Origin of the sequence: Paracidovorax citrulli, from assembly GCF_900100305.1 — a bacterium.
GTDB classification, from domain to species: Bacteria; Pseudomonadota; Gammaproteobacteria; order Burkholderiales; family Burkholderiaceae_C; genus Paracidovorax; species Paracidovorax citrulli.
The window spans coordinates 1-17,320 of sequence record NZ_FNEY01000036.1 but is presented as its reverse complement, the minus strand read 5'-3'; the positions used below and the strand labels follow the sequence as shown (position 1 = coordinate 17,320).

Annotated in this window: 15 protein-coding genes; 8 read left to right on the top strand and 7 right to left on the bottom strand. The window is 72.7% G+C overall.

Annotation, left to right across the window (positions count from 1 at the left end; genetic code table 11):
- Positions 1-15 precede the first annotated feature (15 nt).
- The 3 genes from BLR99_RS23210 to BLR99_RS19195 all read left to right on the top strand — a co-directional run bounded on the left by BLR99_RS23210 (position 16) and on the right by BLR99_RS19195 (position 2,012).
- On the top strand, positions 16-180 hold the full coding sequence (locus tag BLR99_RS23210; protein ID WP_158533562.1) for a hypothetical protein: 165 nt from the start codon (positions 16-18) through the stop codon (positions 178-180).
- Positions 177-755, top strand: coding sequence for a DUF2062 domain-containing protein (locus BLR99_RS19200; protein WP_011797470.1), 579 nt, complete (start codon positions 177-179; stop codon positions 753-755). The genes BLR99_RS23210 and BLR99_RS19200 overlap by 4 nt, the downstream gene beginning before the upstream one ends.
- A gap of 84 nt (positions 756-839) precedes the next feature.
- Positions 840-2,012 carry a formylglycine-generating enzyme family protein gene (locus BLR99_RS19195; protein WP_011797469.1) on the top strand — a complete coding sequence of 391 codons (1,173 nt, stop codon included), beginning with the start codon at positions 840-842 and terminating at the stop codon, positions 2,010-2,012.
- On the opposite strand, the gene BLR99_RS19190 is transcribed toward BLR99_RS19195, so the two are convergent.
- The gene (locus BLR99_RS19190; protein ID WP_011797468.1) at positions 1,993-3,201 is read right to left on the bottom strand and encodes an MFS transporter; all 1,209 of its coding nucleotides are present in this window, start codon (positions 3,199-3,201) and stop codon (positions 1,993-1,995) included. The two genes, BLR99_RS19195 and BLR99_RS19190, sit on opposite strands and share 20 nt — an antisense overlap.
- Positions 3,202-3,303: 102 nt before the next feature.
- On the opposite strand from BLR99_RS19190, the gene BLR99_RS19185 reads away from it, so the two are divergent.
- Positions 3,304-3,933, top strand: a complete 630-nt coding sequence (locus BLR99_RS19185) for a TetR/AcrR family transcriptional regulator (protein ID WP_011797467.1) — start codon at positions 3,304-3,306, stop codon at positions 3,931-3,933.
- Positions 3,934-3,990: 57 nt separating this feature from the next.
- Here BLR99_RS19185 and BLR99_RS19180 read toward each other — a convergent pair whose 3' ends face one another.
- From BLR99_RS19180 to BLR99_RS19170, 3 genes are all read right to left on the bottom strand, one after another.
- Positions 3,991-6,258: a protein-disulfide reductase DsbD family protein gene (locus BLR99_RS19180; RefSeq protein ID WP_170838066.1), complete on the bottom strand. Its 2,268-nt coding sequence runs from the start codon at positions 6,256-6,258 to the stop codon at positions 3,991-3,993.
- A gap of 64 nt (positions 6,259-6,322) precedes the next feature.
- Positions 6,323-7,090 (bottom strand): alanyl-tRNA editing protein, encoded by a 768-nt coding sequence (locus tag BLR99_RS19175; protein WP_011797465.1) that lies wholly within the window; start codon positions 7,088-7,090, stop codon positions 6,323-6,325.
- A 153-nt stretch (positions 7,091-7,243) separates the two neighbouring features.
- Positions 7,244-8,296 (bottom strand): zinc-binding alcohol dehydrogenase family protein, encoded by a 1,053-nt coding sequence (locus tag BLR99_RS19170; protein ID WP_011797464.1) that lies wholly within the window; start codon positions 8,294-8,296, stop codon positions 7,244-7,246.
- Positions 8,297-8,435: 139 nt separating this feature from the next.
- Here BLR99_RS19170 and BLR99_RS19165 point away from each other — a divergent pair, with 139 nt between their 5' ends.
- A complete protein-coding gene (locus BLR99_RS19165; protein WP_011797463.1) occupies positions 8,436-9,344 on the top strand; it encodes a LysR family transcriptional regulator in 909 nt (302 codons plus the stop codon).
- A gap of 19 nt (positions 9,345-9,363) precedes the next feature.
- Here BLR99_RS19165 and BLR99_RS19160 read toward each other — a convergent pair whose 3' ends face one another.
- The 3 genes from BLR99_RS19160 to BLR99_RS19150 all read right to left on the bottom strand — a co-directional run bounded on the left by BLR99_RS19160 (position 9,364) and on the right by BLR99_RS19150 (position 12,683).
- Entirely contained in the window at positions 9,364-10,887 is a 1,524-nt protein-coding gene (locus BLR99_RS19160) for a tripartite tricarboxylate transporter permease (protein ID WP_046059481.1), read from the bottom strand.
- Between the two features lie 10 nt (positions 10,888-10,897).
- Positions 10,898-11,344: a tripartite tricarboxylate transporter TctB family protein gene (locus tag BLR99_RS19155; protein WP_011797461.1), complete on the bottom strand. Its 447-nt coding sequence runs from the start codon at positions 11,342-11,344 to the stop codon at positions 10,898-10,900.
- Between the two features lie 79 nt (positions 11,345-11,423).
- Positions 11,424-12,683, bottom strand: a complete 1,260-nt coding sequence (locus BLR99_RS19150) for a putative Na+/H+ antiporter (protein ID WP_011797460.1) — start codon at positions 12,681-12,683, stop codon at positions 11,424-11,426.
- Positions 12,684-12,865: 182 nt separating this feature from the next.
- Here BLR99_RS19150 and BLR99_RS19145 point away from each other — a divergent pair, with 182 nt between their 5' ends.
- The 3 genes from BLR99_RS19145 to BLR99_RS19135 all read left to right on the top strand — a co-directional run bounded on the left by BLR99_RS19145 (position 12,866) and on the right by BLR99_RS19135 (position 17,217).
- The gene (locus BLR99_RS19145) at positions 12,866-13,243 is read left to right on the top strand and encodes a DUF2946 family protein (protein WP_011797459.1); all 378 of its coding nucleotides are present in this window, start codon (positions 12,866-12,868) and stop codon (positions 13,241-13,243) included.
- Between the two features lie 378 nt (positions 13,244-13,621).
- Entirely contained in the window at positions 13,622-15,658 is a 2,037-nt protein-coding gene (locus tag BLR99_RS19140; RefSeq protein WP_011797458.1) for a TonB-dependent receptor, read from the top strand.
- A gap of 2 nt (positions 15,659-15,660) precedes the next feature.
- Entirely contained in the window at positions 15,661-17,217 is a 1,557-nt protein-coding gene (locus tag BLR99_RS19135; RefSeq protein WP_011797457.1) for a PepSY-associated TM helix domain-containing protein, read from the top strand.
- Positions 17,218-17,320: the final 103 nt, after the last annotated feature.

Below are 17,320 nucleotides of genomic sequence, written 5' to 3'. Positions count from 1 at the left end.
AGAAAGACCGACACCATGGATCTGACGATGATCGAGGCCGTGATGGCCACCCTGCTCGCCGCGTTCGCGCTCACCACCTTGATGAGCTGGCGCGGCGGCAACGAGCACCGCGACGTGGGCCTGCTGGCCGCCCTGACCGGCGCCTGGGGCGCCGCCACCGCGGTGGCGGTGGCCCTGTGAGCACCGCCGGGGCGCTGGCCGGGCGGGTGGCGCAGCCGCTGGCGCGCGTGATGACCGGCGTGCGCCGCTGGCTGCGCCGGCAGGAGCCGGCCACCCGCGCGCTGATGGACCGGCCCTCGCTCGCACGGCTGCGCCCCTGGCTGGAGCGGCGCCAGCTGCTCTGCCTGCGGCGCGAAGCCCTGGCGCGCGGCGCGGCGGCGGGGCTGTTCTGCGGGCTGATCCCCGGGCCACTGCAGATCCCGGCCGCGGTCGCCACCTGCGCCGCATTGCGCGGCAACGCGGTGGCGGGCGCCGCGGCCACGCTCTACACGAACCCGCTGTCCACGCTGCCGCTCTACGCCCTCGCGTTCCAGGTGGGCGCCTGGGTGCTGCCGGGCGAGCAGCGGCTGCCGGCCTGGGAGGGCTGGTCCGCCACGGGCGGCGTGGAGGCCATGGCCACGTGGATGCACGCATTGGGCGCGCCGCTGGCCGTGGGCCTGCCCCTGCTGGCCCTGGCTTTTGCGGTGGCGGGGTATGCGGCGGTGCAGGCGCTTTGGCTGGTGCCGGTGTGGCACCGGGCGCAGAGGAGGCGGTGAGGGGGCGGCCAGACATCCCTACACTGGCGGATCTTCGCGAGGCGCCATTCGCCGCCGCGATTCGCCCGTTGCTGGAGAGCCCGCATGCCGCTAGCCATTCGCCGTCTGCGTCTGCCGTTGCCTTTGCCTGCCTTGCTGCCTGTGGCGTCGCCGTCGCCGATGCCGTTGCGGCCGTCGCGGTGGCCATCATCCGGGCGCGCCACCGCTGCCATTGCCCTGCTGTCACTGCCCGCACTGTCGCCCGCGGCCCTCGCTGCGGGCCCGGCGCCGGCCCCTTCGGCCGCTCCCGCCGTGTGGACCAATTCCCTGGGCATGCCATTCGTGCGCGTGCCCGCGGGCAGTTTCCGGATGGGCAGCGACGAGTCGGTGAAGCACCTCGCGCGTGACTACCCGGGCATGGAGGCGGGCCGGCTATCGGCCCTGGCCGACGAGGCGCCCGTGCACACCGTGCGCATCACCCGCGCGTTCTACCTGGGGCAGACGGAAGTCACGGTGGGGCAGTTCCGGCGGTTCGTCGAAGCCTCGGGCTACCGCGCCGAGTCCGATGCCGACGGCACGGGCGGCTACGGCTACAACCCTGCCTACGATCCCGACAAAAGCGCACGCGGCGATGCCTTCGAGGGGCGCAGCCCGCGCTATTCGTGGCGATACCCGGGCTTCGCGCAGGGCGACGACCATCCCGTGGTGAACATCACGTGGCACGACGCGCACGCCATGGCGGCCTGGCTGAGCGCCACCGAAGGCCACCGCTACCGGCTGCCGACCGAGGCCGAATGGGAATACGCCTGCCGCGCCGGCAAGGCCGCGCGCTACGGGCACGGGAACGACCCCGCGGCGCTCCCGCGCCACGCCAACACCTTCGACCAGGCCGCCGCTCCCTACTGGCCGCGCTGGCAGGCCCAGGCCGTGCCGGGCCATGACGGCCATGCGTTCACCGCGCCGGTGGCGGGCTACCCGGCCAATGCCTTCGGACTGCACGACATGTCTGGCAACGTATGGGAATGGGTGTCCGACTGGCATGCCGACGATGCCTACGCCCGGTCGGCGCGCGACGATCCGCAGGGCCCCGCCACGGGCACGGTGCGCGTGCGCCGCGGCGGCTCGTGGCACACGTGGCCGCTGTACGCGCGCTGCACGTACCGCAACTGGAACAGCCCGGAGACGCGGTACACGCTGGTGGGCATGCGTCTGGTCCGGGAGCTGGATGCCCCGCCCGGCGAACCCGGCTCCGGAGCGGTCAGGCGCGCCGCGCGGTGACCGCCGCCATGCCCGCCAGGGCGATCAGCAGCGCGCCATATCCCAGCGCCGTGGCGTGCAGCCCGTACAGGCCCGCGAGCAGGCCGGCCGCGATGGCGGGCAGGCTGAAGGCGAGGTAGCTCAACACGAAGAAGCTGGCCATCAGGCCGGCACGGTCCTGCGCGGAGGCCATGGGCACGAGGCAGCGCACGGCGGCGTTGAAGCCCGCGCCGAAGCCCAGGCCCGCCACCAGCGTGCCCCCGAAAAACGCCGCCGGGCTGTGCCAGGCCACACCCGCGAGCGTGATGGCAAGGCCCAGTGCGAGCGCCGCCGCGCTGCCCTGCAGCACGCCACGCGGCGGGCGTTGCCGCACGGCCCCGATCGCCAGGGCGCCGGGCAGCACGAGCGCGGTGATCAGCAGGCCGCCCACGAGCGGCGAGGCGCTGTGCGTGACCAGCCTGCCCAGCGACGGGCCGAGCGAGAGGTAGAAACCGCCGAGCGCCCAGCCGGCCGTGCTGAGCGGCAGGATGCGCAGCAGCGGCGCCCGCGCGGCCTGCGGCACGTGCATGCTCGGCACCAGCGAGCGCCAGGCGCCGGGGCGGCGCGCCACGGTCTCGGGCAGCCAGAAGGCGGCGGCGCACTGCAGCGCGATCACCCCCAGCAGCAGCTCGAACACCAGGTGCGTGGGCGAGGGCAGATACTGCACCAGCACGCTGGTGCCGAGCGCGCCGATCGCCATGCCGACCATGGGCGCCACGCTGTTCATGAGCGGGCCGCGCACGGGGTGCAGGTCCACCAGCAGGGCGCTGAGCGCGCTGGTGGCCATGCCCGTGGCGACGCCCTGCAGCACGCGCGCCGCGACCAGCCAGGCCACCGATTCGGCCTGCCAGAAGGCCAGCACCGAGACGAACTCCAGCGCCAGCGCCGCGATGATGACACTGCGCCGGCCCACGTGGTCCGACAGCGCGCCGAAGCACAGCAGCGCGGCGAGCAGCGCGAAGGCGTAGCTGGAGAAGATCACCGTGAGGCTGAAGGCCGAGAAACCCCACATCTCGCGGTAGATCGCGTACAGCGGCGACGGCGCGCTGGAGGCGGCGAGGAACATCATCAGCACGGACACCGCGAGCCACAGCGCGGCGTCGGGCCCGAGCCGGCGCATGGGCCAGGCCAGGGGCGGAGCAGAAGAGGCAGGGGCGATGGTGGTGGGCATGGCTTTAACGCTAAAAATTTGCGTTAGCGGATTCTCGCACTAAAGCAAAGTCTTTGCTTTACGGCATGGGCTGCTCGCGCCGCTCTTCTAGAATGGGTGTCCATGACGACGTCTGCAGCCACCTCCCGATTGCGCCCCGGCGGGCGCAGCGCCCGCGTGCAGGCCGCCGTGCACCAGGCCGTGCGCGACCTGACGGCGCTGCACGGCCGCGATGCGCTCACCATCCCGCAGATCGCGGCGCGGGCGGGCGTCACGCCGTCCACCATCTACCGCCGCTGGGGTGATCTGGTCGAACTGCTGGCGGACGTGTCGATCGAGCGCCTGCGCGACGAGGCCGACCCGCCGGACACCGGCAGCGTGCGCGGCGACCTGCTGGCCTGGGGCGAGCAGTTCCTGGAGGAGATGTCGTCCGAACTGGGCCGCCAGGTGCTGAAGGACGTGCTCACCGCCAGCGGCTATGGCGACGGCTCGGCGCCCTGCCAGTGCCTGCAGATCACCGCGGGGCAGATCACCATGCTGGTCGGGCGTGCGCGCTCGCGCGGGCAGGCGACGCCTTCGGTGGACTGCGTGCTGGACACGCTGGTGGCGCCCATCATCTACCGCCTGCTGATGGGGGCGGGCACGCCCACGGCGCAGCAGGTGGTGCAGTGGGTGGATGCGTGCATGGCGCAGGGGGGCCGGGCGGAAGCGGCGCCGTGCGGCGCGCATGCCGTCGAGGCGGCAGCCCCGTAGCGCGGCGGCGCGATCGCCGCGCCGCTCCCGGCGCAGCCGGCCCTGGCGCTGCCGGCGTCAGAGCGCCGCCAGCGCCGTGCGCAATTCGCGCTCGCCCAGGATTTCCGAGAACACCACCGGCCGCCGGCCCGGCGCCTGCAGCACATAAACCGGCACGCCGCTGCGCCCCAGTTGCGCCAGCGCGGCGGTGATGGCCGGGTCGCGGCGCGTCCAGTCGGCGCGCAGCAGGGCCACGTTGCGGCCTGCGAACTCGCGCAGCACGGCATCGCTGGAGAGGGTGGTCTTCTTGTTGAACTGGCAGGTGACGCACCAGGCGGCGGTGTAGTCCACGAACACGGGGCGGCCCTGGGCGAGCAGTTCTTCCGCGAGGCCCGGGCGCCATGCCTGCCAGGCCGCGGCGTTGGGAGCGGTGCCTGCCGCGCCGGATGTGCCGGGGGCTGCAAAGGCCATCGCAGGCGGGGCCATTTCGGTGATCTTCGGCACGGCCGCCATGGCCAGGGCGGCGAACACGACCAGCGAGAGCGGCGCCATCGCCATGCGGGCCCGGCCGGCGAGCGTGAAGGCCCACACGACCATGCCGAGCGCGACGAGCAGCGCGAGCAAAGCCGCCGCGCCGTCGATGCCGCTTTGCTGGCCGAGCACCCAGACCAGCCAGACGACGGTGGCGAACATCGGGAAGGCGAGGAAGCGGCGCAGCGTGTCCATCCAGGCGCCGGGGCGGGGCAGGGCGCGGGCGACGGCGGGCACCCAGCTCGCGGCGAGGTAGGGCAGGGCCAGGCCGACGCCGAGCGCGGCGAACACCGCCAGCGCCTGCGCGGCCGGCAGCGTGGCCGTGAGGCCGACCGAGGCGCCCATGAAGGGGGCGGTGCAGGGGGATGCCACGGCCACGGCCAGCACGCCGGTCAGGAAGGCGTCGGCCGCGGGGTGGCGCGCCTGCAGGCCGGCGAGGGAGGAGGGCAGCATGCGGCCGAACTCGAACATGCCGGAGAGGTTGAGGCCGATCAGCGTGAACAGCGCGGCCAGCACCGCCACCACGGCGGGCGACTGCAGCTGGAAGCCCCAGCCCACCGCTTCGCCGGCCGCGCGCAGCGCCAGCATGGCGCCGCCCAGGGCCAGGAAGGAGAGCACCACGCCGGCCGTGTAGGCGATGCCGCCCAGCCGGTGGGCGCGGCGGTCCTGCCCGTGGCGCGCGAACCCGGCCACCTTGATGGCGAGCACCGGGAACACGCAGGGCATGAGGTTGAGTACCAGCCCGCCGAGCAGGGCGCCCAACAGCGCGGCCGCCAGTGCGCCGGCCGGGGCCGGGGTGGCCGCGGCTGGGAGCGCCTGCGCGGCCTGCTGCGCATTCGCGCGCAGCGCGGCTTCCAGCGCGGGCGAGACGGTGGCGAGGGACGCCGGCCGGGGCCAGCCGCCTTCCACGGGGAGTTCGGCGCGCCAGCCCCGGCCGCCCTGCGCGAGCACGACGGGCAGGGACATGGGGCCTTCGCTGCGCTGGGCGGAAAGGGGCATGCGCGCGGTCCAGACGTCGCCCTGCCAGTCCTGCGTGCCGTCGTCGGCGGTTTCGATGATGCCGGGCGTTTCGGGGAAGAAGTCCATCGGCTTGCCGCGCACCGCCTCGGGCAGGCCGGCGACGGTGAGCACCAGCATGCCGCGTTCCACCCGCGCATGGCTGCGGGTGCCGCCGGCGGCCGCGGCGGCCGGAAGGGACAGCGGCTGCGGATGGGCCTGGCGCGCCGCCTCGAAATCCTGCGCCTGCATGGCGGTGGTGCTGGCGATGGGCACCTGCAGGGTGAAGGTGCCTTCTTCGGGGATGCACTCCTTGCGGCAGACCAGCCAGGAGGCATGGAGGGTGAAGGTGGCATTGCGCGCGAGCGGCCCGGGCGAGAACGCGCCCGAGACGGTCATGGGCACGGGCAGCAGCACCGTGCCTTCGTAGCCGTAGTTGGCCAGGGTGCCGATGGGGATCTTGCGCGGCACGGGCCAGGCGATCTCTCCGGCGTCGATGCCCGGCGGCAGCTGGCGCCATTCGATCTGCGTGGGCAGGCCGGAGTCGCCCGGGTTCTTCCAGTAGGTGTGCCACTCGGGCTGGTGCGTGATCGACAGGCCCAGCCAGAGCGGCTTGCCCGGACCCACGCCGTCGGGGGCGTGCGCCACCAGCTCGGCGCGCACGTGCGGCGTGGTGACGGTGCTGCTGCCGGCCGGCGTGCCGCCGGAGATGCCGGCAGCGGGCTCGGACAGCAGCTGGGCGGAAGCCGGCGCTCCCAGGGCGCAGGCGGCCAGGAGGGCGAAGGACGGCAGCAGGCGCTGCAGGAGGCGGACGGACATGGCGCGGTGTGGGAGCGGCGCGGGCGGCTTTGGTTCCGGGAAGGGCGGCGTGCAGCGGTGGCGCTCAGGCCGCGAAGCCGAGCACCACGCGCCGGGCCATCGCGCCTTTTTTCTCGATCTTGGTGACGACCACCGCGCCGATCTCGGCGGTGTTGGCGACGTGCGTGCCGCCGCAGGGCTGCAGGTCGATCTGGGTCTGGCCGTCGGTGCCCACGCGCACGGTGCGCACCTGGCCGCTGCCGCGCGGCGGCTGCACGCTCATGCTCTTGACGAGTTCGGGCTGCGCGTCCAGCTCGGCATCGGTGATCGCGCCGATCGCCACCGGGTGCGCCTCGGCCACGAGCCGGGCGATGCCGGCGTTCAGCGCGGCGGCATCCAGCGGGCCGTCCATGTGGAAATCCAGCCGCGCGGCGTCGGGCGTGACCGAGCAGCCGTTCACCGGCTGCGCCACCAGATGGCACAGCAGGTGGGTGGTGGTGTGGAAGCGCATCAGCCGGTGGCGGCGCTCCCAGTCGATGCGCGCGGTGACTTCCTCGCCCACGGCGGGCGGCTCGGCGCCGGGCGCCGGCACGTGCACGATGGCGGCCGTGGGCTTGCCTTCGGCATCCTTGCCCTTGCGCGTATCGGTGATCGGCACCTCGCGCCCGTCGGCCCGCACCAGCACCCCGGCATCGCCCGCCTGCCCGCCGCCCAGCGGATAGAACACCGTGCGGTCGAGCACGATGCCGCCGCCTTGCAGCACCGCGGCCACGGTGGCACGGCATTCGCGCAGGTAGGCGTCTTCACGGAACAGGTCGCGGGTGGGAGCGGAGAGGGCTTCGTCGTGGGTCATCCGGCGATGGTAGCGCCGTCCTCCTGCACGCCGCTGGGACGTCCTGCGGCCAGCCCTGTCCGAAGGCCGCGGAGCAGGCCATGCCAGCGGACGCCGTGGAACCGGCTTTGCCGGGCCACTGGCGGCGTCCCCTGGGGGATGGCGCGAAGCGCCTCAGGGGGCTACCAGCACCAGCTTGCCGATGGTCCGGCCGCTCTCGATGCGGGCGTGCGCCTCGCGCAGCGTGGCGGCCGAGAGCGGGCCCAGGGTGTCGGTGAGCGTGCTGCGCAGGCGGCCCGCGCGGGCGAGTTCCGCCACTTCGGCCAGCAGTCGGCCCTGCGCGGCCATGTCGGGCGTGCCGAACATCGGGCGCGTGAACATCATCTCCCAGTGCAGCGAGATGCTCTTGCGCTTGAGCGGCATCACGTCGAGCGAGGGCATGTCGTCGATCACCGCGATGCGGCCTTGCGGGCGCAGGCATTCGACGTACTGCGCCAGGTATTGCGGCGTGTGGGTGAGGCTGGCCACCGCATCGACGGCCCCGATGCCCAGGGCCGCGAGCTGCGGCGCGAAGGGCTCGCGGTGGTCGATGACCGCATGCGCGCCCAGGTCCAGGCACCACTGGCGGGTTTCCGGGCGCGAGGCGGTGGCGACCACGCGCAGGCCGGTGAGCTGGCGCGCGATCTGGATGAGCATCGAACCCACGCCGCCCGCGCCGCCCACCACCAGCAGCACCGGTGCGTCGGCCGCTGTCGGCACGGGGCCATCCACCGTCTGCGGGTGGCGGGGCACGCCCAGGCGGTCGAACAGCAGCTCCCAGGCCGTGATGGCGGTGAGCGGCACGGCGGCGGCTTCGGCATCGGTCCAGGTGGCCGGCGCATGGGCGGCGATGCGCGCATCCACCGCATGCAGCTCGGCATTCGTGCCGGGGCGGTCGATGGCGCCGGCATAGAACACGCGGTCGCCCACGGCGAAACCACGCACTTCGGCGCCCAGCGCCTCCACGGTGCCGACCGCATCCCAGCCGAGCACCTTGGGCTGGCCGGCCTCGGCGGGCGCGGCGCTCGCGCGCACCTTGGTGTCCACCGGGTTCACGGAGACGGCGCGCACGCGCACCAGCAGGTCGTGCGGGCGCGGCACGGGCGCGGGCAGATCGGAGAAGTCCTGCAGGCCCTGGCCGGTGGCGGCATCGAGGGCATGGGGGGTGAAATAGCCGACGGCTTTCATGGGGAGTCCTTTCTGAGGGTTAGTGGCAACGGCATGGCGCGGATCGCCCGGGATCGGTCGGGCGCCACGGAAGGGCTGCCCTGATTCTGGTGATTCAAAATGCGGTTGATAAGCCGCCAGAAACCGCTATCACCTGCAAATGAAATTTGAAAATCTCTCCGACCTGCGCGTGCTGGTGGAGGCGGCGCGCGGGGGCTCGCTCACCGCCGCGGCCCGGGCGCTGGACGTGACGCCTGCCGCGGCCAGCGCCATGCTCAAGCGGCTGGAGGCGCAGGTGGGCGTGCGCCTGTTCGAGCGCTCCACGCGCGCACTGCGCATCACCGCCCAGGGCGGCACGCTGCTGGAATACGCCGAACGCGCGCTGGAATTGCTGGACGAGGGCGCGGGCCTGGCCCAGAGCGAGACCGGCGCGCTGCGCGGCACCGTGCGCCTGGCCGCGCCCACCGATCTCTCGCGCGTGCTGCTGCCGCGCCTAGACCGGTTCATGGAGCGGCACCCGGGCGTGCAACTGGCGCTGTCGGCCAGCGACCGCCTGCACGACGTGCGCCGCGATGCGGTGGACCTCGCCCTGCGCTACAGCGCGGAACTGCCGGATTCGCAACTCGTGGCCCGCGCGCTGCACCACACCCGCCGCATCGCCTGCGCGGCACCGGAATACCTCGCGCGCCACGGCACCCCGCGGCACCCTTCGGAGCTGGCGACGCACCGCTGCATCGCCATGGCCATCGCGGGCCGCCGCGAGGTGCGCTGGACCTTCGAGCGCGCGCCGGGCCATCCGCCCGAGACCGTGGGCATCACCCTGCGCGCCGACCGCAGTGTGGACGACGGCGCCCTGGCCCACGCCTGGGCCCTGGCCGGCGGGGGCATCGTCTACAAGTCGCGGCTGGACGTGCAGGCGCATCTGGACAGCGGGCAACTGGTGGAACTGCTGCCCGGGTGGCTGGGGCAGGCATACACGGTGTACGCGGTGCTGCCGAGCCAGCGGTTCGTGCCCGCGCGGGTGCGGGCGCTGGTGGAGTTCCTGGCGGAGGAATGGCGCCCCGGATGATGCCGGCGCGCCCGCCGGGTCACGCCCGGGCTTCGGCGAGCCGGAGGGCTTCCCGCGCCTTCAGCGTTTTCTTCACGGTGCCCCAGATGGCCCATGCCAGCAGTGCCGCGGCCAGGGCCAGCAGGGTGGCGCTGATCGGCCGGGTGAAGAAGGTGGACGGGTCGCCGCGGGACAGCAGCATGGCGCGGCGCAGGTGCTCCTCGACCATGGGGCCCAGGATGTAGCCGAGCAGCAGCGGCGCGGGCTCGAAGCGCAGCACCATCAGCGCATAGCCGAGGATGCCCAGCAGGGCGACCATGTAGATGTCGAAGGTGTTGTTGTTCACGCTGTAAACGCCCAGCGCGACGAACACCAGGATGGCCGGATACATCCACGAGAACGGGATGCGCAGCAGGGCCACCCACAACCCGATGGTGGGGATGTTGAGCAGCACCAGCATGATGTTGCCGATGGCGAAACTGACGATCAGGCCCCAGAAGAGCTCCGGCTGCTCCGTCATCAGCATCGGCCCCGGGTTGATGCCGTGGATGATGAGCGCGCCCAGCATCACGGCCATCACCGCGTCGCCCGGAATGCCCAGCGAGAGCGAGGGCACGAAGGCGGTCTGCGCCGCCGCGTTGTTCGCCGATTCCGGCGCCGAGATGCCCTCGATGGCGCCCTGGCCGAAGCGGCTGGGGTCCCTGGCCACCCGCTTCTCGACGGCGTAGGACATGAAGGCCGCGATGGACGGCCCCACGCCGGGCAGCGCCCCCAGTGCCCCGCCGAGGGCGGAGCCGCGCATCATGGGCTTGACGGTTTCCTTCAGCTCCTGCCGGCTGGGCACCATGGAGCGCATGGTGATGTTCTCCGGCTGCTTCTCGGTGTCGGTGGAGTTGATGCAGCGCACGACTTCCGCCACGCCGAACAGGCCCATGGCCAGCGCGACCAGGTTGATGCCGTCCATCAGCTCGGGGATGTCGAAGCTGTAGCGCGCCACGCCCGTGTTGACGTCGGTGCCCACCATGCCCAGCAGGATGCCGAACACCACCATGGCCAGGCCCTTGGCGGCGGAGCCTCCGCTCATCGACGAGGCGGCCACCAGGCCCAGGACCATCATGGAGAAGAACTCGGCCGGCCCGAATTTCAGGCCGACCTCCGCGATCATCGGCGAGAACAGCACGAGCAGGGCGAGCCCGGACATCGCGCCGACCAGCGAGGCGATGGTGGTGACGAACAGCGCCAGGCCGGAGCGCCCCTTCCTGGCCATGGGGTAGCCGTCCAGGCAGGTCACCGCGGAGGACGGCGTGCCGGGCAGGTTCAGCAGGATCGCCGCGGTGGAGCCGCCGTACTGGGCGCCGTAGTAGACGCCGGCCAGCATGATGATCGCCGCCGTGGGAGGGATGTGGTAGGTGATGGGCAGCAGCAGCGAGATGGCCGCGAGCGCCCCGATGCCGGGCAGCACGCCCACCAGGGTGCCGAGGAACACCCCGAAGAAGCAGTACGCGAGGGTGCTGGGCTGCGAGGCGACCTGCAGTCCCAGCCAGAGGTTGTCGAGCAATTCCATGGGGTGCCTCCTAGATGCTCCAGGGCCAGGCCGGCAGGACCATCTGCAGCCCGACGACGAAAATCAGCACGGTGATGAGCGCGACCACCGCCGAGACGGTGAACCGCGTGCGCAGGCGCATCCGCGCGGGCACGAGGGCGACCAGCGAGGCGGTGAACGCGGCCAGGACGATGCCTCCCGTGCGCAGCAGGGCCGCGAAGACGAGCAGGCTGGCTATGGAAAAGGCGAGGTTCTTCCATTGCACGACGATGGGCGTGCCCTGGCGCCAGAGCGCCGGCAGGGCCACCAGCAGGCCCAGCACGGCCAGCAGCCATCCGAGGACGATCGGAAAGTACCCCGGCCCCATGCGGGCCGAGGTGCCCATGGCGTAGTGGACATGGCCATAGACCGCGAAGCCCGCGCCGATGACGCACATGGCGGCGCCGCCGATCACGTCGTGGATGTCTCTCAATTTCACTCGTTGTCTCCTTTCATGTTGAAAATGGCAAGGCTGCGCCCTGCCGTTGCCGGCATGCGGTTGAAAAAAGCGGATGGGGCTAGAGGAAGAGCAGAGCCGAAGCGGCGATCGCGGTGGGGACGAGGGCGCCGAGCAGCAGCGCCCCCACGCTGACGGTTTCATCCCGGAAGCCGCCCTTGAGCAGGGAGACCCCGGCGGGGTTGGGTGCGTTGGCGATCACGGTGAGCCCCCCGCCGGCCACGGCGCCGGCCACCAGCATGTACTTGGCGGGGTCCGTGATGCCATCGATGAGGGAGCCGAGGTAGGTCAGGGCGGCGTTGTCGGTGATGGCCGTCAGGCCCAGCGCGCCGAAGAACAGCACCACCGGTTCGAGCCCTTCCACGATGGGTCGCAGCCACCATTGCTGCATGCCGCCCAGCACCACGAGGCCCGCGAGGAAGAAGCCGACGAGCAGCGCCTCCTTCAGGATCAGGCGGTTCTGGTGCCGCGGGTATGCCTGCGCGATGCCGAGGAACAGCAGGAACAGGCCCAGGAAGATGACCGGATGGTGCGCGGCGGCGATCACCGCGGCCAGCAGCGCCACGTGCACCGCCACGAGCGGCCAGGGAACGGGCGTTGCGGACGTCTCGCCGTGTTCCGTTCCCGGGGAGCGGATGAGGTGCCTGCGCAGCACGAAGGCCGCGAGCGTGGCATTGGCGGCCACCGCCAGGGCGGACTTCCAGCCGAAGTGCGCCAGCATGAACCACGAGTCCCAGCCCCAGGTGGCCGCGACCATCAGGACCGGCGGGGCGGCGTAGGAGGTGAGCGTGCCCCCGATCGAGACGTTCACGAACAGCACGCCCAGGGCGAAGTACTTCGCGCCTTCCGGCACGTCCTTGCGGAACAGCTGGCCCGAAAGCATGAGGGCAGCGATGGTCATCGCCGCCGGTTCGGTGACGAGGGAGCCCAGCAGCGGGACCACGGCCAGCCCGAGCCATGCGGTCGCCAGCGGCGTGTCCACCGGCAGCGCGCGGGCCACGCGCCCCAGCAGGTCGTTGATCGTCTGCAGGATGGGCCGGGACGCCGCCATCACCATGACGACGAACACGAAAAGCGGCTCGGTGTAGTTGCGCGATTCCGCGTATTCCACGGCTTCGGAGCCGCCCGCCACGAGGGCCATCACGGCCACGAGGACGATCGCCCAGAAACCGAAGACGACCTCGACTTCGCCCAGGAAATGGAAGATGCCGGAGTGTCTGGGAAAGCGGTGGGACAGGCGCTCGAACTGCTTCGCGGTGAACGTGTGCAGCAATGCGATGCCGAAAAGGAGAGCCGCGATGGACTCCATGGACAGGTGCATGGTGGGTGGCCGGCAGTGATCCGCGAGGCGGCCCGACCTTCGCTACACCTGCCGCACCCCATGTGACGGCACCCTGGCACGGATTCTACCGGCGTGCTCCGGTTTCCGCGTACGCGATACCGCGTATCCGGCATGCCGCCGCATAATCCGCAGGCCGCCGGCGCTTCCCTTCTTCCCTCCCGTTGCTTCAGGTGACCACCTTCCTGCCCCGCCTTCGCCGCCTGGCCCCGCTGGTCCTGGCGTGGTGGATGCTCGCCTTCGGCATGGCCGCCGCTTCGCCGCTGCTGCACCCGCAGAGCCTGCAGGTGGTCTGCAATGCGGCGGGCAGTGCCAAGCTGGTGGTCGTGCAGGACGACGGCAGCGGGATGCGCGAGCTGGGCCAGCACGGTCTGGATTGCGCGCTGTGCCTGGCAGCGGGGGCGCCGCCGCCCGCGGTGGTGGCGCTGGCGGTGCCGATGGCGCAGCCGCTGGCGCATGCGCTGCGGCCGGTGGAGGCCGCGCGCATCGCGGCGCTGGCGGGCGCGCCGCTGCCGGCGCGCGGGCCGCCGGCACGCGCCTGACCGGCCTGCCGCCGGCAGGGCTGCCGCTTTTTCCGTTCCCCTGGCGGGCTGCATCGCGGCAGAGGTCTTTTCTTTCTCTCTTCCCGCTTTTTTTCCGTCGATTTTTTTCGCAAGAGGTTGGCTGGTTCGCCGCGCCGTGTGGTGCCGCGCCGGACGCCTGCGCCCGGCGCCGGCGCGGTTGCCTTCGCCGGGGTCGGTGTCGGTGCTGAACACACACCGCCCGAGGCCGCGCGCGGCCCGGCCAGCTTCTTCTTGCACGAGGTGGATATGGACCGGCTTCGTCGTCGTCATCTTCTTGTCTGTTCTTTTTCCTTCTTTCCGCCATCGGCCGCTGCGTTCGGCCGGGCCGCGCGCCGCACGGTGCCGCCGGCGCTGGCGATGCTTCCTGCGCTGGCGGCCTGGGCGCAGGACGTGCCCGGTGCCGCCCGCGGCGATGGCGCTGCGGCGCTCCACGCTCCCGTGCAGGCCGGCCCCGCGCTCACGCTGGGAACGGTGGAGGTGCGCGAGGGCCCCGGCGGCGCGCTGCCGGCGCGCAGCGTGTCCACATCGGTGGACATCGTGGGCGGCGAGGTGCTGCAGGATGCCCGCGTGGACCATTCCTGGGAACTGCTGGGCCGCGCGCCCGGGGTGCAGGTCACGCCGTTCCGACAGGGGACGGACGCGGGGCGGTTCTCCTTCCGCGGCTTCAATGGCGAGGGCCGGGTGAATGCCGTCAAGCTGCTGATCGACGGGATCCCGTCGAACGACAACGCGGGCGGTATGCCGTTCCTGGATGCGGTGTTCCCGCTCGATATCGAGGCGTTGGAGGTGGTGCGCGGCACGAACGACCCGCGCTACGGGCTCCACAACATCGCGGGCAACGTGAACGTGATCACGCGCACGGGCGGCAACGAGGGCCGCGCGACGCTGACGGCGGGCAGCTTCGGCACGCGCGACCTGCAGGTGGTCAAAGGCATCGAGTCGGGGCCGTGGAGCCAGAACTACGGCGTGTTCTGGCGCACGGGCGACGGCTGGCGCGACCATGCGGAAGGCACGCAGCGTGCGCTGTCGGGCAAGTGGTTTTACACCGATCCGGGCGGCGGCTGGCGCGCAGGCCTCACAGCGCGCTATTTCCGCAATGCGGCGGATGAGTCCGGCTACCTGACGCGCGAGCAGGCGGCGGCGCAGCCGCGCTGGTCGCCGCCGTGGTCGGCCTCGGACCGCAGCACGCGCGAGACCGGGCAACTGGGGCTGCACTGGGAGGCCGAGCTGGCCGAGCGGCTGTCTTGGACGGCGCGCGCGTACGCCAACCATTACGAGAACCAGCGCTGGGTGCGGTTCTCGCAGGCGGGCGTGCAGCAGGAGCGCGACAACGACGAGGACCAGCGCGGGCTGTCGGGCGTGCTGACGTGGCGGCCCGCGGTGGCCTGGGCGCACGCGTTCACGCTGGAAGGCGGGGTGGACGCGCAGTGGCAGGACAACGCCGCGCAGCGCTGGCGCACGGCCGGGCACGTGCACACTTCGCAGTTCCGGGACTGGGATTTCGACGTGCATACGCAGGGGGCGTACGTGCAGGCGGTGGTGCAGCCGGTGGCGTCGCTGCGCATCGTGCCGGCGCTGCGCGTGGACCGGCTGGGCGGAGATTTCTCGGACCGGCTGACGGGGCAGCGCTACGGCATGCACGATTACGGCACCATCCGCCAGCCCAAGCTGGGCGTGGCCTGGACGGCCCGCGAGGGCGTGACGCTGTATGCGAATGCGGGCCGCACCTTCCAGGTGGGCACGGGCATCGACGCCTACCGCACGCAGGCGCGCGACCTGGGCCCGTCGATCAACGACGGATGGGAGACGGGCGTGCGCTGGCAGCCCGCGCCGGGCTGGGAGGCGCGCGTGGCCACATGGCAGCAGCGCGCGTCGGGCGAGGTCGCGCGCGTGCTGGGCGTGGACGGGCTGCCCGATCCCGGCGGGCTGGGCAACGTGGGACGCACGCGGCGCAAGGGCTGGGACGCGCAGCTCAACGCCCGCCTGGGCGCGCGCTGGACGGGCTGGGTCGCCTATTCGCACCAGGTGGCGCGCATCACCGTGCCCGATCCGTCGGCGCCGGACACCGCCGGGCGGGAGGTGGAGAACGTGCCGCGCTACCTGGCGAGCGCGGGCGTGCAGGTGCGCGCCACGGAGGTGCTGCGCCTGTCGGCCACGGTGACGGCGCAGGGCGACTATTACCTGGACCGCACCAACACCCAGGGCCGCGCGGGGCGCTACGCGCTGCTGGATCTGGGCGCGACCTGGCAGCTCTCGCCCGTGGCGGATGTGAGCGTGCAGGTGCGCAACGCGACGAATCGCCGTTACGTCTATGCGTGGTATGACAGCGGCTCCTCGGGCTATTCGCCGGGCGACGGCCGCAGCGTCGCCGTCAGCCTGGGCTGGAGGTTCTGAACATGGCATCGACGACGACCACCGCCACCACGGCGGCAACCCCCGCGGCGGACACCGGCGGCGGCGCTTCCCCGCCCCTGCGCGCCGCGAGCTTCTACCGCGCGGTGTGGCGCTGGCATTTCTACGCCGGGCTGCTGGTGCTGCCGTTCCTCGCCTGGCTGGCGGTGACCGGCGGGGCCTACCTGTTCCAGCGCGAGATCGACGGCTGGGTCCACCGCGACCTGTTGCGCGTGGTGCAGCCGGTACCGCCCGGCGCGGCGCGGCCGCCCGGCGCGCTGGTGGCCGCTGCGCTGGCGGCGCAGCCGGGGCAGTGGTTCCGCTACACGCCGGCCGCGGGGCCGGGCGACAGCGCGAACGTGGGCATCGCCACCGCGGACGGGCGGCGCGTGGCGGTGTACGTGGATCCGGGCTCTGCGCGGGTGCTGGGGCAATTGCCGGAGCGCGGCACGCTGTCGTGGCAGATCCGGCGGCTGCACAGCCTGAAGGTGATCGGCCCGCTGGCGCGCGGCGTGATCGAGATGGCGGCGGGCTGGGCGGTGGTGCTGGTGGCGACGGGGCTCTACCTGTGGTGGCCGCGCGGCCGCCGCGGCGGCGTGGTGACGGTGCGCGGCTGCCCGGCAGAGCGCGTGTTCTGGCGCGACCTGCACGCGGTGCTGGGCCTGGGCGTGGGCGGCATCCTCGCGTTCCTGGCGCTGACGGGGATGCCCTGGTCGGTGTTCTGGGGGGCGCAGGTGAACACCTGGGCGAACGGCAGCCACTGGGGCTATCCGGCCGGCGTGCGCGTGCAGGTGCCGATGTCTGCCGTGCCGGTGGCGGACACGCTGGCCGTGCCGTGGAGCCTGCAGCAGGCGCGCGTGCCCGTGGCCTCGGCCGTGCCGGGCGCGGCGATGGCCGCCGGGCGCGGTGACCATGCCGGGCACGACGGGCACACAGGCCATGGGGGGCACGAGGGCCATGGCGGGGGCGGGGAACACGAAGGCCACGGCGGGGCGGTCGCAGCGTCCGCCGCCGGGGCGCGGTCCGTGCCGGCCGTGCCGCCGATCGGCCTGGACGCCGCGATGGCAGTGTTCACGCGCCTGGGCCTGGCGCCGGGCTTCAGCGTTGCCGCGCCGCAGGGCGCGGGCGGCGTCTATACCGCGTCGGCGTATCCGGCCGACCTCGGCGGGCAGCGCGTGGTGCACCTGGACCAGTACAGTGGCCGTCCGCTGCTCGACATGGGCTATGCCGACTACGGGCCGGTGGCGCGGGGACTGGAGTGGGGCATCAACGTCCACCTGGGCCAGCAGTACGGCGTGGCCAACCAGATCGTGCTGGCCGTGGCCTGTGCCGGCATCGTGCTGCTGTGCGCCGCGGGCGCGGTCACGTGGTGGAAGCGTCGCCCGGCAGGGGGGCTGGGCGTGCCGCCGCTGCCGGCGCAGCCGCGCGCGCTCTGGGTAGTGGGCGGGATGCTGGCCGTGGCCGGCGTGCTGCTGCCCCTGCTGGGTCTCTCGCTGCTGTGCATGCTGGCGGTGGATGCCGCATGGCAGATGCGGCAGCGGACCGCGACCCGGCGGGAGTGACTCCCGGGGTCAGAAGGTTTCCCAGTCGTCGTTGCCGGACCCGGCGGCCCTGGCGGGGGCGGGAGCGGCCGGCTGCTGGGCAGGAGCGAGTGCCGGGCGGGTG

Bases quoted from the DNA above. Each gene is read 5' to 3' on its own strand.
- BLR99_RS23210 (WP_158533562.1), top strand. From the start codon at position 16: ATGGATCTGACGATGATCGAGGCCGTGATGGCCACCCTGCTCGCCGCG.
- BLR99_RS19150 (WP_011797460.1), bottom strand. From the start codon at position 12,683: ATGCACCTGTCCATGGAGTCCATCGCGGCTCTCCTTTTCGGCATCGCA.
- BLR99_RS19165 (WP_011797463.1), top strand. From the start codon at position 8,436: ATGAAATTTGAAAATCTCTCCGACCTGCGCGTGCTGGTGGAGGCGGCG.
- BLR99_RS19180 (WP_170838066.1), bottom strand. From the start codon at position 6,258: ATGTCCGTCCGCCTCCTGCAGCGCCTGCTGCCGTCCTTCGCCCTCCTG.
- BLR99_RS19195 (WP_011797469.1), top strand. From the start codon at position 840: ATGCCGCTAGCCATTCGCCGTCTGCGTCTGCCGTTGCCTTTGCCTGCC.
- BLR99_RS19135 (WP_011797457.1), top strand. From the start codon at position 15,661: ATGGCATCGACGACGACCACCGCCACCACGGCGGCAACCCCCGCGGCG.
- BLR99_RS19185 (WP_011797467.1), top strand. From the start codon at position 3,304: ATGACGACGTCTGCAGCCACCTCCCGATTGCGCCCCGGCGGGCGCAGC.
- BLR99_RS19175 (WP_011797465.1), bottom strand. From the start codon at position 7,090: ATGACCCACGACGAAGCCCTCTCCGCTCCCACCCGCGACCTGTTCCGT.
- BLR99_RS19140 (WP_011797458.1), top strand. From the start codon at position 13,622: ATGCTTCCTGCGCTGGCGGCCTGGGCGCAGGACGTGCCCGGTGCCGCC.
- BLR99_RS19170 (WP_011797464.1), bottom strand. From the start codon at position 8,296: ATGAAAGCCGTCGGCTATTTCACCCCCCATGCCCTCGATGCCGCCACC.
- BLR99_RS19190 (WP_011797468.1), bottom strand. From the start codon at position 3,201: ATGCCCACCACCATCGCCCCTGCCTCTTCTGCTCCGCCCCTGGCCTGG.
- BLR99_RS19160 (WP_046059481.1), bottom strand. From the start codon at position 10,887: ATGGAATTGCTCGACAACCTCTGGCTGGGACTGCAGGTCGCCTCGCAG.